General features: G+C 47.2%; 13 protein-coding genes, 3 tRNA genes and 3 rRNA genes. 11 read left to right on the top strand and 8 right to left on the bottom strand.

Annotation, left to right across the window (positions count from 1 at the left end; translation table 11 throughout):
* Positions 1-7: 7 nt before the first annotated feature.
* The 11 genes from OC193_RS02920 (at position 8) to OC193_RS02870 (ending at position 4,936) form a co-directional block, all read left to right on the top strand.
* Positions 8-136, top strand: coding sequence for a hypothetical protein (locus OC193_RS02920; RefSeq protein ID WP_017081565.1), 129 nt, complete (start codon positions 8-10; stop codon positions 134-136).
* Positions 137-148: 12 nt separating this feature from the next.
* Positions 149-964, top strand: coding sequence for a major capsid protein P2 (locus tag OC193_RS02915; protein ID WP_017081564.1), 816 nt, complete (start codon positions 149-151; stop codon positions 962-964).
* A 9-nt stretch (positions 965-973) separates the two neighbouring features.
* Positions 974-1,246 carry a hypothetical protein gene (locus OC193_RS02910; protein ID WP_017083729.1) on the top strand — a complete coding sequence of 91 codons (273 nt, stop codon included), beginning with the start codon at positions 974-976 and terminating at the stop codon, positions 1,244-1,246.
* Positions 1,247-1,395: 149 nt separating this feature from the next.
* Complete coding sequence (locus OC193_RS02905) at positions 1,396-1,602, top strand: hypothetical protein (protein ID WP_048669409.1); 207 nt, start codon at positions 1,396-1,398, stop codon at positions 1,600-1,602.
* Positions 1,583-2,539 carry a hypothetical protein gene (locus OC193_RS02900; RefSeq protein ID WP_048666120.1) on the top strand — a complete coding sequence of 319 codons (957 nt, stop codon included), beginning with the start codon at positions 1,583-1,585 and terminating at the stop codon, positions 2,537-2,539. Before OC193_RS02905 ends, OC193_RS02900 begins: the two co-directional genes overlap by 20 nt.
* Positions 2,536-3,159, top strand: a complete 624-nt coding sequence (locus OC193_RS02895; protein ID WP_017083725.1) for a hypothetical protein — start codon at positions 2,536-2,538, stop codon at positions 3,157-3,159. Before OC193_RS02900 ends, OC193_RS02895 begins: the two co-directional genes overlap by 4 nt.
* A complete protein-coding gene (locus tag OC193_RS02890) occupies positions 3,159-3,581 on the top strand; it encodes a hypothetical protein (RefSeq protein ID WP_132960287.1) in 423 nt (140 codons plus the stop codon). Before OC193_RS02895 ends, OC193_RS02890 begins: the two co-directional genes overlap by 1 nt.
* Complete coding sequence (locus OC193_RS02885; protein WP_132960289.1) at positions 3,578-3,910, top strand: hypothetical protein; 333 nt, start codon at positions 3,578-3,580, stop codon at positions 3,908-3,910. The genes OC193_RS02890 and OC193_RS02885 overlap by 4 nt, the downstream gene beginning before the upstream one ends.
* Before the next feature lie 59 nt (positions 3,911-3,969).
* A complete protein-coding gene (locus OC193_RS02880) occupies positions 3,970-4,398 on the top strand; it encodes a M15 family metallopeptidase (RefSeq protein WP_048666169.1) in 429 nt (142 codons plus the stop codon).
* Positions 4,395-4,805: a hypothetical protein gene (locus tag OC193_RS02875; RefSeq protein ID WP_048666168.1), complete on the top strand. Its 411-nt coding sequence runs from the start codon at positions 4,395-4,397 to the stop codon at positions 4,803-4,805. The genes OC193_RS02880 and OC193_RS02875 overlap by 4 nt, the downstream gene beginning before the upstream one ends.
* Positions 4,805-4,936 carry a hypothetical protein gene (locus tag OC193_RS02870; RefSeq protein WP_258166914.1) on the top strand — a complete coding sequence of 44 codons (132 nt, stop codon included), beginning with the start codon at positions 4,805-4,807 and terminating at the stop codon, positions 4,934-4,936. The genes OC193_RS02875 and OC193_RS02870 overlap by 1 nt, the downstream gene beginning before the upstream one ends.
* A 181-nt stretch (positions 4,937-5,117) precedes the next feature.
* Here the strand turns inward: OC193_RS02870 and OC193_RS02865 are convergent.
* The 8 genes from OC193_RS02865 to pgeF all read right to left on the bottom strand — a co-directional run bounded on the left by OC193_RS02865 (position 5,118) and on the right by pgeF (position 14,729).
* Positions 5,118-5,194 (bottom strand) — tRNA-Trp (locus OC193_RS02865).
* Positions 5,195-5,228: 34 nt separating this feature from the next.
* Positions 5,229-5,305: transfer RNA gene (locus OC193_RS02860), tRNA-Asp, on the bottom strand.
* A gap of 67 nt (positions 5,306-5,372) precedes the next feature.
* Positions 5,373-5,488, bottom strand: a 5S ribosomal RNA gene (gene rrf, locus OC193_RS02855).
* A gap of 181 nt (positions 5,489-5,669) precedes the next feature.
* Positions 5,670-8,563 (bottom strand): 23S ribosomal RNA (locus OC193_RS02850).
* 416 nt (positions 8,564-8,979) lie between these two features.
* Positions 8,980-9,055 (bottom strand) — tRNA-Ala (locus OC193_RS02845).
* Between the two features lie 76 nt (positions 9,056-9,131).
* A 16S ribosomal RNA gene (locus OC193_RS02840) occupies positions 9,132-10,686 on the bottom strand.
* The 16S, 23S and 5S rRNA genes sit together here with 3 tRNA genes alongside, the layout of an rRNA operon.
* Positions 10,687-11,272: 586 nt before the next feature.
* Positions 11,273-13,846 carry an ATP-dependent chaperone ClpB gene (clpB, locus tag OC193_RS02835; RefSeq protein ID WP_048606842.1) on the bottom strand — a complete coding sequence of 858 codons (2,574 nt, stop codon included), beginning with the start codon at positions 13,844-13,846 and terminating at the stop codon, positions 11,273-11,275.
* A gap of 142 nt (positions 13,847-13,988) precedes the next feature.
* Positions 13,989-14,729 (bottom strand): peptidoglycan editing factor PgeF, encoded by a 741-nt coding sequence (pgeF, locus tag OC193_RS02830; RefSeq protein WP_019820954.1) that lies wholly within the window; start codon positions 14,727-14,729, stop codon positions 13,989-13,991.
* Position 14,730 lies beyond the last annotated feature (1 nt).

Below are 14,730 nucleotides of genomic sequence, written 5' to 3'. Positions count from 1 at the left end.
GGAGTGTATGAAAGCTCAGCATAAAAACATCTTGATTGCTGTTGTCCTGACCTTACTGATGATTGCCATCATTAATAACGTCTCAACGTTAGAAGCAGTCAAACAACTCATCAACGGCAAACGTGGCTGGTTTTAAGGAGAGACAAACATGTCAGTAAAACCAATCAAACTGAATTCCATGGTCGGGGCCGCTTGGGGACAAAAAGGCACGCTGCCTATTCCTGTTGGGCCGACTTACCATGAGTTAGTGTTAGAGACGAATGCCGAGGCCGCCGAGATTGAACGCTTGTCTATTACGCTGAACGCAGAAGAAATCTATGTCTTAACGGGCAGTGAGATCCTCATGTTAGAGCGTTACAAGCAACGTGCTCATACCACCGGCCATTACGTGATCCCATTCAGTGATATTACCGCTCGCACTAAAAATGGGGTTCGTTACACAGGACTGGTGACAGAAGCGGGCGATAACATCCATTTGGATGTTCAGTTCAAGGCGAAAGCCGGCGGCGATCCCCTGTCTATTCAGGTTCATGCTTGGGTCACCAATGCGCAACCTGCCCGAATCTTGGTTCCAATGATAAAGCGTGAAACCATGCCAGCGAACGCAGAAGGGGTAAACGAATTTACGAGCTTAGTCTCAAGTCCGTTAATCAGCTTGCGTCGTGCGCACTTTATGTACGCGGGGATCACTAAGCTCGAGGTGGAACGTGACTTTGTGAAAGAGTACGAAGCCAACAAATTCATCAATGAAGCGAACGCCAAACGAAACGAACGTACCCCGCAAGCGGGTTACTTTCACTTTGATCCGATTGTGCGTGGTTTTTCTATTGATGAGCTCTTCCCAACACAACACAGCTCTAATTTGAAATTTTCAGTGACCACGAGTGACGTCGCCGGCTCAATCCCTATTTTGGTTGAATCGGTGAAAGTGGTTCGCCCTGAAATGCTCACAGGTAAATACTAAGGAGCGCGCATGAGCTTTTTTGATGACCTGTTGGAGTTTGGTGAGGGTGCACTCGATAGCGTGGGCGAAAATGCCGATTGGTTATTTGGCCACAACGCAAATTCGTCCAATCCCAACACCACGCAGCAACCGAACACCCCGGCGGTCGACAATAACGGCAATGCCGTGACGACGCCACAAGGGGGTTCTGCCGTAGTGAAAGATAACACCCTGCTTTATGTGGGCGGTGGGATAGCGGCGCTCTTGGTGGTGGTTCTTCTCATTGTTCTCTTCAAGGATTAGCGCATGCCATTACTTTTCATCGGTTTGGGCGGTCTGGGTCTGGGAACGGCACTCGGGGTTGGAGTGAGTCAGGGGCTCAAAAAAACCTTAACTGCGACTGCGGTGATGGCTTTGCTCTACCTTGCCTATAAATCGGGAGTATTTCGCTCATGCTAGGTTCATTGACTTCTTTAACGGGTGGCGGTGGTTTGACGGGCGGGTCTTCGGGACCCGCAACGTCTGGGAACACCTCCAACACCACCAACAACAGCGGCTTTACGGCCGGCGCAATGAACTTTGGCAGTCATAACGGCATACCGTGGTGGGGAATAGCGCTCGTCGCGCTTCTTGCGCTGTATGTTTTCACTCGAAAGTAACTTAATTCCTGAGACGTGGGGAAACGCTAAGCCGAAGTTAAGTCAAGCGCTTGGTGACTACCTAAAGAAGGCTGAAATTGAAGTAAAAGCGGGGCGAGAGTCCCTCTATCGAGTCGAAGACACGTTTATGTTGCTACGCGGTGAGCAATCCCCCTCTGGCGCTAAGGAGCTGGTTGTGGTCGCTTTAGCGGGTGACATGGCCATAGGGACGCTCAGTGCCCTCAATCACGGAGTGGCGCATGGGTTTGATTCGATTCGCGCCCACTTTAATCAGCGCGGCGCTTATCGCTACATTCAACGTAAATTGCAATTGCCCGTGCGAGAGATTGAGACCCACAAGAATGAGCACGTATTACAAATAAGGTTTGATGACATGGGTGGACGGAGTAAATCAAAGAGCAATGCGAAAACCATCACCACGACCACCAACAAAAGCAACAGTCAGGGCATAGGTGGTGATAACAATGGCTTTGCTCTGTCAGGGATAGAAAAATCTGATATTAATTTAAGCATGACGGACCACGGCGCCATGGCGGTGGCGGGTAAGACCGCGGAAGAAGCGTTTCACTTTGGTAATAATGCCTTAGATTTGGCGTCAGAGACCGTAGATACGTCGTTTAATTTTGGTGAAAGTGCCCTCGAAGAGGCATTGAGTTTTGGTGAGAGTGCATTAGGGTCCAACGCTGACCTTAGTGAGTACGCGATAGGGGCAAACACGAACCTGAGTGAGCATGCGATCGATTCGATTAAATCCATGGCGGGTCAACAAACGGAAACCACCAAAGCCGCGATTGCCATGGCGAACGCGTCCAAAGCAAGAGAGCAAACGGGTGAGAACGAAAGCAATAATGAGCTGTTGAAGAACGTGTCTCTTATGGTCGGCATTCTTGGCACGTTAATCACCATGGCCTATTTAGTGGCGGAGCGTAATAAATGAAACAACTCCAAACTCTAAGCCCAGGCGAAAGCATTCAATTTAATGCAGGTCAGGCGGGCAAATACCTCATCATTCGTGAAGCCAGCCATTCCCTCATGCTTCGCGGAGACGCGTTACGTCCTACAGAAATCGGGCGGGGTGATACGGTGGATATCACTCGTTTTGATGAGCTTGAACTTTTTAACCATCAGGCGGAACCTGTCACGGTTGAATATCAAGTGGCGGACATTCCCATCAGCACCAAATCTCAAAACATCGATATTAATAATTCCGTCACGATTAGCGAAATCTTAACCCCCATCACTGTCAGTGCCGTTCAAGCAGAAGTGAAGACACGCATTCAAAATGACACGCTAACTGTGAAGAAGCTTGCTGAGCTTTACACCTTGCAAAAGGTCGATACGGGCTATCTGGATTTAACGGGAGATGAACAAAGCATTGCGGGAAATGAAGAGCGGAAAGGACTCTTTATTCAAACCTATCAAGATAATGATCGCTCTGTTTTGGTTCAAGGGTTTATTGAGGTTGTCGCAGGTGGTCATGTACTTATCAAAAGCAATGAAGCCATTACATTGGAAGGCGTTGCTGGGAATGGTGTTCGTATTGGGGAGTTTATCTAATGTTTGAACTTCACAACCCTATTGGCAGTCGTGGTGATGAGACGGGAAACGGTGGTTTTCAGTCATTAGTATTAAGCAACCAGTATGCTCAAGTTTCAGATGCCACAAACCGACAAGTAGAGTTTTCTCTGTCAGATGATGTAGAGCTACTGGAAGTACGAGTGGGTTGGGCGGATAGCGAAAATTCAAGGAACTTAGATCAAGTCACCTTTTGGTCTCAATGCTTTGATGATCATGACGAGATGATAGCTAATAGCCATAGGTCAATGGTAGTTCCCTTTGTGGCTGGCTTTTCAATGCGATTTTATTTCATTCCTATTTTGACCCCGAGCAACGCGAAGAAAATCATATTTACTTGCAATTATATTGATATTCAAGTGTGCATTGTGTCTCGAACGACCTTTAAGGAGTTAGAGCGATGATACAGGTCGATACGCAGGGGCGAATTGTCACGATCAACGCGCCTCAAGCGTCAACTCAATTAATCAGTTTAGATGTCCAACTTACGCAAGACGTCGCCGTTAATCCCGAACTCTACCGATGGACTGGTGAGGCTTTTGTCCTGTCACTGGAGGCTCAACAAAATAAAGAACAATCTGAAAGGCGCGCAAAGGCTAAACATTACCTTGATGCGACCGATTTTTACTTAGTCCGTAAAGTAGAAACCGGCGCAGACGTCCCCCAAGAGGTTCTCTCCAAGCGCGAAACCGCTCGATCGTTACTCGTGACCCTGTTACCGGACTTTGAATAATGACCATTAAAAAGTTGAGTGCGCTCGTTGTGCTCTTCACTTTACTAGGAGTGTATTTCATGAACAAAAAAACCGTCGATAAAGCACTCAATCAGTTTGCGTTATCAGCAAGAAGCGAGTCTCGCATGATTGGGGTTCATGGCGATCTCAAACGCGTGGTTCGCAGGGCGATTGAGTTAACCCCGTATGATTTTGGCATTACCTCGGGAAAGCGAACGGCCGAAGAGCAAAATGCGCTCTTCAAAAAAGGCGCTAGCCAACTCGATGGCTACAGTAAAAAAAGCCGGCACCAGTCAGGCCATGCGATTGATTTTGTGGTGTATGACGAAAACAGCAAAGTCACGTGGGGCTTTAGTTATTACGAACAAGTGAGTTGGGCGTTTAAACAAGCGGCAAAAGAGCTGAATGTGCCTATTATCTGGGGTGGGGATTGGGTCAGCTTTAAAGATGGGCCTCATGTGGAGCTCGATAAACGGGTTTACGCATGATAGGCGCCATCGCCAACCTCATCACTGGCGGCATTGATGCCTATAAGCAGCACGGCCTCAATAAAGCGAATGCCCTCAAGCGACAAGATGAGATCGAGCAAGAGCGTCACCAAGCTCAAGTGAAGCGTTTACAGTCTGGAGATGAACAGGCCGTCGATTTAGATAGGGTGAGCCTCAAAGATCGCGGCCTTAAAGATGAGTTCATTCTCTTGGTGGTGTTTGTTCCTCTGATCTTGTCGTTTATCCCAGACTATGCGGAGTATGTTCAAGAAGGGTTCAAAGCGTTGGAATTTGTGCCCGAGTACTATTGGTACATAGTGGGCGCGGTGGTCATCGACACGTTTGGGTTTCGTTCTATGGTGCGTTACTTACTGGAGTTCTTTTCATTTAAATTCAGGGGTAAGTAATGGAGCTACTCGTCTCACTGAACAGCATGGGCTTATCACCGACCTGGATAGCGTTACTCGTTGTGTTATGGAAGCAAGATAAACGCTTAACCATCATTGAAACAATTTTAGAGGGAAAAAAGAATGGCTAAAACCGGGGTCAAAAGAAACGGCACGTTAAAGAAGGGGTATCGCTTCGCCAAAGGTGGGCGTGTTGTGAAAGCAAAAAGCATCACAAAGAAGCGAAGAAAGCGTCGATAAAATAAATCGCAGATAGCAAAAAGGCCACTCATTGAGTGGCCTTTTTTCATGCATAAAAATGCACTTTGAAGATGGCAGGGGTGGAGAGATTCGAACTCCCAACACGCGGATTTGGAATCCGCTGCTCTGCCAATTGGAGCTACACCCCTATTTCAGTTTTAAAGAGCTGAAACTCTGAATAAGTGGCGGAGTGGACGGGACTCGAACCCGCGACCCCCGGCGTGACAGGCCGGTATTCTAACCAACTGAACTACCACTCCGCAGTGGTCAACTCACTAAGTGAGCGTCCATATCTCCAGGTTGGTCAACCTAAAGATTTAATTTAAAGCCTGGCGATGTCCTACTCTCACATGGGGAAGCCCCACACTACCATCGGCGCTATTGTGTTTCACTTCTGAGTTCGGCATGGAATCAGGTGGGTCCACAACGCTATGGTCGCCAAGCAAATTTTGCTTTTACTTTCAGCTTTTTAAAAACTGAAGGCAAAATAATCTGGAAAGCTGCTTCTCTATTTAATAGAGCTTTAAAAGTCTCTTCAAACTCATTCAAGCGTTTGTACTTTGTTTCTGCTTTTAAAAAGCGGAGACAAATAGTTTTGAGTCCACAAAACCCCTTTGGTGTTGTATGGTTAAGCCTCACGGGCAATTAGTACAGGTTAGCTCAATGCCTCGCAGCACTTACACACCCTGCCTATCAACGTCGTAGTCTACGACAACCCTTTAGGACGCTTAAAGCGCCAGGGAAAACTCATCTCAAGGCTCGCTTCCCGCTTAGATGCTTTCAGCGGTTATCGATTCCGAACTTAGCTACCGGGCAATGCCATTGGCATGACAACCCGAACACCAGAGGTTCGTCCACTCCGGTCCTCTCGTACTAGGAGCAGCCCCTTTCAATTTTCCAACGCCCACGGCAGATAGGGACCGAACTGTCTCACGACGTTCTAAACCCAGCTCGCGTACCACTTTAAATGGCGAACAGCCATACCCTTGGGACCGACTTCAGCCCCAGGATGTGATGAGCCGACATCGAGGTGCCAAACACCGCCGTCGATATGAACTCTTGGGCGGTATCAGCCTGTTATCCCCGGAGTACCTTTTATCCGTTGAGCGATGGCCCTTCCATTCAGAACCACCGGATCACTATGACCTGCTTTCGCACCTGCTCGAATTGTCATTCTCGCAGTCAAGCGGGCTTATGCCATTGCACTAACCACACGATGTCCAACCGTGTTTAGCCCACCTTCGTGCTCCTCCGTTACTCTTTGGGAGGAGACCGCCCCAGTCAAACTACCCACCAGGCACTGTCCGTAATCCCGATTCAGGGACCAACGTTAGAACATCAAAACTACAAGGGTGGTATTTCAAGGACGACTCCACCACATCTAGCGACGCGGTTTCAAAGTCTCCCACCTATCCTACACATGTAGGTTCAATGTTCAGTGCCAAGCTGTAGTAAAGGTTCACGGGGTCTTTCCGTCTAGCCGCGGGTACACTGCATCTTCACAGCGATTTCAATTTCACTGAGTCTCGGGTGGAGACAGCGTGGCCATCATTACGCCATTCGTGCAGGTCGGAACTTACCCGACAAGGAATTTCGCTACCTTAGGACCGTTATAGTTACGGCCGCCGTTTACCGGGGCTTCGATCAAGAGCTTCGACCGAAGTCTAACCCCATCAATTAACCTTCCGGCACCGGGCAGGCGTCACACCGTATACGTCATCTTACGATTTTGCACAGTGCTGTGTTTTTAATAAACAGTTGCAGCCACCTGGTATCTGCGACTCTCGTCTGCTCCATCCGCAAGGGACTTCACTGATAAGAGCGTACCTTCTCCCGAAGTTACGGTACCATTTTGCCTAGTTCCTTCACCCGAGTTCTCTCAAGCGCCTTGGTATTCTCTACCCGACCACCTGTGTCGGTTTGGGGTACGATTCCTTACAATCTGAAGCTTAGAGGCTTTTCCTGGAAGCATGGCATCAATGACTTCACTACCGTAGTAGCTCGACATCGTATCTCAGCGTTAGTAGCGGTCCGGATTTACCTAAACCACCCGCCTACGTACTTGAACCTGGACAACCGTCGCCAGGCCCACCTAGCCTTCTCCGTCCCCCCATCGCAATTGTAAGAAGTACGGGAATATTAACCCGTTTCCCATCGACTACGCCTTTCGGCCTCGCCTTAGGAGTCGACTTACCCTGCCCCGATTAACGTTGGACAGGAACCCTTGGTCTTCCGGCGAGGGAGTTTTTCACTCCCTTTATCGTTACTCATGTCAGCATTCGCACTTCTGATACCTCCAGCAGCCCTTACAGACCACCTTCAACGGCTTACAGAACGCTCCCCTACCCCACATACCCTAAGGTACGTAGCCGCAGCTTCGGTGTATAGCTTAGCCCCGTTACATCTTCCGCGCAGGCCGACTCGACCAGTGAGCTATTACGCTTTCTTTAAATGATGGCTGCTTCTAAGCCAACATCCTGGCTGTCTGAGCCTTCCCACATCGTTTCCCACTTAGCTATACTTTGGGACCTTAGCTGGCGGTCTGGGTTGTTTCCCTCTCCACGACGGACGTTAGCACCCGCCGTGTGTCTCCCGGATAGTACTTACTGGTATTCGGAGTTTGCAAAGGGTTGGTAAGTCGGGATGACCCCCTAGCCTTAACAGTGCTCTACCCCCAGTAGTATTCGTCCGAGGCGCTACCTAAATAGCTTTCGGGGAGAACCAGCTATCTCCAGGTTTGATTGGCCTTTCACCCCTAGCCACAAGTCATCCGCTAATTTTTCAACATTAGTCGGTTCGGTCCTCCAGTTGATGTTACTCAACCTTCAACCTGCCCATGGCTAGATCACCTGGTTTCGGGTCTAATCCTAGCAACTGTACGCCCAGTTAAGACTCGGTTTCCCTACGGCTCCCCTAAACGGTTAACCTTGCTACTAAAATTAAGTCGCTGACCCATTATACAAAAGGTACGCAGTCACACCACGAAGGTGCTCCTACTGCTTGTACGTACACGGTTTCAGGTTCTATTTCACTCCCCTCACAGGGGTTCTTTTCGCCTTTCCCTCACGGTACTGGTTCACTATCGGTCAGTCAGTAGTATTTAGCCTTGGAGGATGGTCCCCCCATATTCAGACAGGATATCACGTGTCCCGCCCTACTCGTTTTCACTGATTATGAGATGTCGATTACGGGGCTATCACCCTTTGTTGCGGCACTTTCCAGAGCCTTCATCTGTCTCATTAAAAGCTTAAGGGCTAATCCAATTTCGCTCGCCGCTACTTTCGGAATCTCGGTTGATTTCTCTTCCTCGGGGTACTTAGATGTTTCAGTTCCCCCGGTTTGCCTCCTGCTGCTATGTATTCACAACAGGATACTTACTTATGTAAGTGGGTTTCCCCATTCAGGAATCCCAGACTCAAAAGGTTATTACTACCTAATCTGGGCTTATCGCAAGTTATTACGCCTTTCATCGCCTCTGACTGCCAAGGCATCCACCGTGTACGCTTAGTCACTTAACCATACAACCCGAAAGGGTTTCTATTTGCTTTCACTTTAAAAAGTGAAGACAAATAAGCGTATGGCAACTAACCAAGGTTTTTGGTTGTCATTAAGAAGGGTTAATTCTCAATGACTGTTTGCCGGACTCAATTTCGATTCAAACTAAGTTTGAATCACTCTTTATTTCCACTTTTAAAAAGTGAAGACAAAAAGCCAAGACACTTGAATGTGTTTGTTGTGTTTATCTAATGAAAGATAAACATTGAGAACTTTTAAATTTGATTAACTTAATCACAGCCTTGAGCTGTTTGAATTCACTTTTTAAAGTGAAAACCAATTAAGTAATCAGTCAGCTTTCCAAATTGTTAAAGAGCTAGATTTTTCTAATTAAAGAAATAACCATTTTTAAAGATTCTTAAGGAAGAACACTTAAAGATGGTGGAGCTATGCGGGATCGAACCGCAGACCTCCTCGCTGCCAGCGAGGCGCTCTCCCAGCTGAGCTATAGCCCCATCTGGAAAAGTATTTCCTACTCTTAACTTATTAAACCATCAATCTGTGTGGACACTTATTGTGAGTATCTTCGTATAAGGAGGTGATCCAGCCCCAGGTTCCCCTAGGGCTACCTTGTTACGACTTCACCCCAGTCATGAACCACAAAGTGGTGAGCGTCCTCCCCGAAAGGTTAAACTACCCACTTCTTTTGCAGCCCACTCCCATGGTGTGACGGGCGGTGTGTACAAGGCCCGGGAACGTATTCACCGTAGCATTCTGATCTACGATTACTAGCGATTCCGACTTCATGGAGTCGAGTTGCAGACTCCAATCCGGACTACGACGCACTTTTTGGGATTCGCTCACTATCGCTAGCTTGCTGCCCTCTGTATGCGCCATTGTAGCACGTGTGTAGCCCTACTCGTAAGGGCCATGATGACTTGACGTCGTCCCCACCTTCCTCCGGTTTATCACCGGCAGTCTCCCTGGAGTTCCCGACATTACTCGCTGGCAAACAAGGATAAGGGTTGCGCTCGTTGCGGGACTTAACCCAACATTTCACAACACGAGCTGACGACAGCCATGCAGCACCTGTCTCAGAGCTCCCGAAGGCACACCTGCGTCTCCGCTGGCTTCTCTGGATGTCAAGAGTAGGTAAGGTTCTTCGCGTTGCATCGAATTAAACCACATGCTCCACCGCTTGTGCGGGCCCCCGTCAATTCATTTGAGTTTTAATCTTGCGACCGTACTCCCCAGGCGGTCTACTTAACGCGTTAGCTCCGAAAGCCACGGCTCAAGGCCACAACCTCCAAGTAGACATCGTTTACGGCGTGGACTACCAGGGTATCTAATCCTGTTTGCTCCCCACGCTTTCGCATCTGAGTGTCAGTATCTGTCCAGGGGGCCGCCTTCGCCACTGGTATTCCTTCAGATCTCTACGCATTTCACCGCTACACCTGAAATTCTACCCCCCTCTACAGTACTCTAGTTCACCAGTTTCAAATGCAGTTCCGAGGTTGAGCCCCGGGCTTTCACATCTGACTTAATGAACCACCTGCATGCGCTTTACGCCCAGTAATTCCGATTAACGCTCGCACCCTCCGTATTACCGCGGCTGCTGGCACGGAGTTAGCCGGTGCTTCTTCTGTTGCTAACGTCAAGAGATAGCGCTATTAACGCTACCCCCTTCCTCACAACTGAAAGTACTTTACAACCCGAAGGCCTTCTTCATACACGCGGCATGGCTGCATCAGGCTTTCGCCCATTGTGCAATATTCCCCACTGCTGCCTCCCGTAGGAGTCTGGACCGTGTCTCAGTTCCAGTGTGGCTGATCATCCTCTCAGACCAGCTAGGGATCGTCGCCTTGGTGAGCCATTACCTCACCAACTAGCTAATCCCACCTAGGCATATCTTGACGCGAGAGGCCCGAAGGTCCCCCTCTTTGGCCCGTAGGCATTATGCGGTATTAGCCATCGTTTCCAATGGTTATCCCCCACATCAAGGCAATTTCCTAGGCATTACTCACCCGTCCGCCGCTCGACGCCCATTAACGCACCCGAAGGATTGTTAGTGTCGTTTCCGCTCGACTTGCATGTGTTAGGCCTGCCGCCAGCGTTCAATCTGAGCCATGATCAAACTCTTCAATTTAAGATTTTGTGACTCAACGAATACTGACTTCAAAACTAATATTCATGTAAACATGAACATGTAATTCTAAAGCTATTACCATTCCAACAGAATGATAATGAATTGACTGTGCCGAATAACTACAAGTAGTTAAACGTATTGGTCACTCAGTTCATTGAAATCAATTTTGATTCCGAAGAATCTGTTTTATCTAACGATAAAACGTTTTGATATTCATCAACGAGTGCCCACACAGATTGATAGGTTTAAATTATTAAAGAGCTTTACTTATTGAGCGTTCCTTTTAGTAAGGAGCCTCTCAAAGTGGACGGCCATTCTAGCGAATTGGGTTCCAGTGTCAAACACTTTTTCCAGCTAATTTTTCAAAGCATCTTAAATGCTTATCACCGTCTCGTTATTCAGTTCAAACCGCTTGGTTATCCTTGGTAACGGAGGCGCATTATAGAGAGAATAATCCTTTGCACAAGGCCAAAAACGAAAAAAAACCGCCACCGGCGACCGTTCGAACACTATTCACACAAAGCGTTCAAAATAGGTACGATTACACCTTGATTTTGGCCAATCGTACCTACAATTCTTACTTCAACTACTGGTGAGCAATAATGCGGTCGTTGTTTACTAATAGTTGTACTTTTTTATCTGGATTAATTTTTCCTGCCAATATTGCTTTCGCTAAAGGGTTCTCGACACTTTGTTGAATCGCTCTTTTCAAAGGTCGTGCACCATATACTGGGTCAAAACCGACTTGAGAAATTAACTTGAGTGCTTTATCCGAGACTTCAAGCTCATAACCATTGTCTTCCATTCGCTTCTTGAGGTGCTCAAGCTGAATAGCGGCTATCGATTGAATGTGCTCTTGACCTAATGGGTGGAACACAACGCTTTCATCAACTCGATTCAAAAACTCAGGACGGAAATGTTTGCCTACTACTTCCATCACCTCATTCTTTATTCCTTGGTAATCGAGCGTATTGAAGTTCTCTTGAATTCTCGAAGAGCCAAGGTTCGAAGTCATGATCACTACCGTGTTTCTAAAGTCGACGGTCCGACCTTGTCCATCAGTTAAGCGTCCATCATCAAGCACCTGCAATAATATATTGAATACATCAGGATGCGCTTTCTCTACTTCATCTAGCAAAATCACCGAATAGGGCTTGCGGCGTACCGCTTCTGTTAAGTAGCCACCTTCTTCATATCCAACGTAACCTGGAGGAGCACCAACCAAACGAGCAACAGAGTGTTTCTCCATAAACTCAGACATATCGATGCGCACCATTGCATCGTCACTATCAAACATGAAGTTTGCGAGTGTTTTACATAACTCGGTTTTACCAACACCAGTTGGGCCAAGGAATAAGAAGGAGCCAATCGGCTTGTTCGGATCAGATAAACCAGCACGGCTACGACGAATCGCGTTCGATACCACTTCTACTGCTTCCGCTTGACCAATAACACGCTTGTGCAGAACACCTTCCATTTTAAGAAGCTTCTCTTTCTCAGCCTCTAGCATTTTAGAAACAGGGATACCTGTTTGCTTCGATAGTACGTCTGCAATTTCTGCATCCGTGACCTTATTACGTAGTAAGGTCATCTCTTGCATCTCAGCTTGAGTCGCAAGATCTAACTGCTTCTCTAATTCTGGGATTCGACCATATTGCAATTCAGACATTCGGTTAAGATCACCAGCACGTCTTGCAAAATCCATATCCATACGAGCTTGTTCTAACTCGGACTTGATGTGTTGTGTGCCAGAAAGTGCGGCTTTCTCTGCATTCCACACTTCTTCGAGCTCTGCGAAATCTCGTTCTTTATCAGAAAGCTCTTCTTGTAGTGTTCGAAGGCGTTTTTCACTGGCTTCGTCATTCTCATTAGTAAGAGCTTGCTGCTCGATCTTTAACTGAATGATCTTACGCTCGAGCTTATCTAGTGACTCAGGTTTTGAGTCGATCTGCATACGAATACTCGAAGCCGCTTCATCAATCAGATCAATCGCCTTATCTGGCAACTGACGGTCAGAAACGTATCGATGAGATAAGGTTGCCGCTGCGACAATCGCTGGGTCGGTAATTTCTACATGATGGTGAAGTTCATAGCGCTCTTTCAAACCGCGGAGAATTGCGACTGTGTCTTCCACGGTTGGCTCATCGACTATCACTTTTTGGAATCGACGCTCTAACGCGGGATCTTTCTCTATATACTGGCGATATTCATCGAGTGTCGTTGCACCTACACAGTGAAGTTCACCACGGGCCAATGCTGGTTTCAGCATATTACCCGCATCCATAGAGCCTTCACCCTTGCCCGCACCTACCATGGTGTGAATTTCATCGATGAAGAGAATGATGTTGCCCTCTTCTTTTGATAATTCGTTAAGAACTGATTTCAAACGTTCTTCAAATTCACCACGATATTTAGCACCGGCAATCAAAGAGCCCATATCTAACGAAAGTACACGTCGGCCTCTCAAACCTTCCGGTACTTCATTATTGATAATACGCTGCGCTAAACCTTCGACTATCGCTGTTTTACCGACACCAGGTTCACCGATAATGACAGGGTTATTCTTAGTACGGCGTTGAAGTACTTGGATAGTGCGACGGATTTCGTCATCTCGGCCAATTACCGGATCAAGCTTGCCTTGCTCTGCTCTTTCCGTCAGATCAATGGTGAACTTCTCTAGTGCTTGACGTCTGTCTTCCGCATTCGGGTCATCGACCTTTTGGCCGCCACGAACTTGTTCAATTGCTTGAGATAATTTTTGCTCGGTAAGACCTAGCTCTTTAAGTAGGTTTCCTAAAGGGCCTTTGTCTTCAATGGCAGCAAGTAGGAATACTTCTGAAGATATGTAACTGTCTTGACGCTTTTGCGCGACCTTATCACATAGATTAAACAGCGTTCCCATCGCATTCGATAGCTGAACGTCACCACCAATGCCACTGACTTTAGGCACTCGGTCTAATATTTCGCTCAATTTAGAACGTAATTGAACCACATCAATATTCAGCATGGTGAGCAATGGGCGAATTGCACTACCATCTTGATTCAGCAAAGACACCATTAGGTGTACAGGTTCTATATATTGGTGATCACGACCTAATGCGAGTGACTGAGCATCAGATATCGCAATTTGGAATTTACTAGTGAATCGATCGAGACGCATGCCAACCTTCCTACTCTTAGATATGTTTATCTTATGCTTAGAAGATGGATACGGTAACGCGGATTTTCAAGGGATAAGAATGAAGAATAGAGTTTATATGAAAATATAAATGGGCTGGATGACTAGTTGCACTAGCTAAAGATTACTCTAACCAAATAAAAGTAGCTTGGCGTCCCGTAATGCCATCACGACGATAAGAATAGAACGCATCCGCATCAGCGAAGGTGCATAGATTGGAGTCTATCACAGAAGTTACATCAACTTTGTTCAGTCGTTGCGTTGCAAGCTGAGACATATTCGCTAGCCATTTACCCTGTTCAGGCTTGGCTTTAAATGCAAGCTTAGCTTGAGGGTCAAAGCTAACAAACGCTTCCAACACATCATCGCCGACTTCAAAGGCTTGTTTGCCTATTGCAGGCCCAAGCCAAGCAATGATCTTATTCTCTGAATCTAGTTTCGAAAACTTTGCGACGGCATTTTCAAGAATTCCACCAGCAAGACCACGCCAACCAGCATGAACGGCAGCAACTTGAGTGCCTTTCGTATCAGTAAGGATTACAGGTAAACAATCAGCTGTCATCGCAGAACAAACAACACCTTTAGCAGTGGTAAATGCACCGTCAGCATCAAGAATATCCGCCGTAGGTTGTAAAACCGTAACAACATCTGTTGAATGGGTTTGATTTAGCCATACCGGAGTTGCCGGCATGTTCGCTTGCTGCTTAAGCCAAGTTCTATTGTTTTCAACAAGCGAAGCATCATCCCCAACATGCGTACCTAGGTTTAATCCTTGATACGCACCAGTAGAAAAGCCACCTACACGTGTCGACGCAAATGCCTTCACGTTATTGGGTGCATTCCAGTTAGGGATGATCAACGACATA

Origin of the sequence: Vibrio crassostreae, assembly GCF_024347415.1 — a bacterium.
Lineage (GTDB): Bacteria > Pseudomonadota > Gammaproteobacteria > Enterobacterales > Vibrionaceae > Vibrio > Vibrio crassostreae.
This window is presented reverse-complemented; position numbering and strand designations above follow the sequence as displayed.

Excerpts from the sequence above, each read along its gene's own strand:
- OC193_RS02920 (WP_017081565.1), top strand. The coding sequence starts at position 8 with ATGAAAGCTCAGCATAAAAACATCTTGATTGCTGTTGTCCTGACCTTA.
- OC193_RS02915 (WP_017081564.1), top strand. The coding sequence starts at position 149 with ATGTCAGTAAAACCAATCAAACTGAATTCCATGGTCGGGGCCGCTTGG.
- OC193_RS02910 (WP_017083729.1), top strand. The coding sequence starts at position 974 with ATGAGCTTTTTTGATGACCTGTTGGAGTTTGGTGAGGGTGCACTCGAT.
- OC193_RS02905 (WP_048669409.1), top strand. The coding sequence starts at position 1,396 with ATGCTAGGTTCATTGACTTCTTTAACGGGTGGCGGTGGTTTGACGGGC.
- OC193_RS02900 (WP_048666120.1), top strand. The coding sequence starts at position 1,583 with ATGTTTTCACTCGAAAGTAACTTAATTCCTGAGACGTGGGGAAACGCT.
- OC193_RS02895 (WP_017083725.1), top strand. The coding sequence starts at position 2,536 with ATGAAACAACTCCAAACTCTAAGCCCAGGCGAAAGCATTCAATTTAAT.
- OC193_RS02890 (WP_132960287.1), top strand. The coding sequence starts at position 3,159 with ATGTTTGAACTTCACAACCCTATTGGCAGTCGTGGTGATGAGACGGGA.
- OC193_RS02885 (WP_132960289.1), top strand. The coding sequence starts at position 3,578 with ATGATACAGGTCGATACGCAGGGGCGAATTGTCACGATCAACGCGCCT.
- OC193_RS02880 (WP_048666169.1), top strand. The coding sequence starts at position 3,970 with ATGAACAAAAAAACCGTCGATAAAGCACTCAATCAGTTTGCGTTATCA.
- OC193_RS02875 (WP_048666168.1), top strand. The coding sequence starts at position 4,395 with ATGATAGGCGCCATCGCCAACCTCATCACTGGCGGCATTGATGCCTAT.
- OC193_RS02870 (WP_258166914.1), top strand. The coding sequence starts at position 4,805 with ATGGAGCTACTCGTCTCACTGAACAGCATGGGCTTATCACCGACCTGG.
- clpB (WP_048606842.1), bottom strand. The coding sequence starts at position 13,846 with ATGCGTCTCGATCGATTCACTAGTAAATTCCAAATTGCGATATCTGAT.
- pgeF (WP_019820954.1), bottom strand. The coding sequence starts at position 14,729 with ATGTCGTTGATCATCCCTAACTGGAATGCACCCAATAACGTGAAGGCA.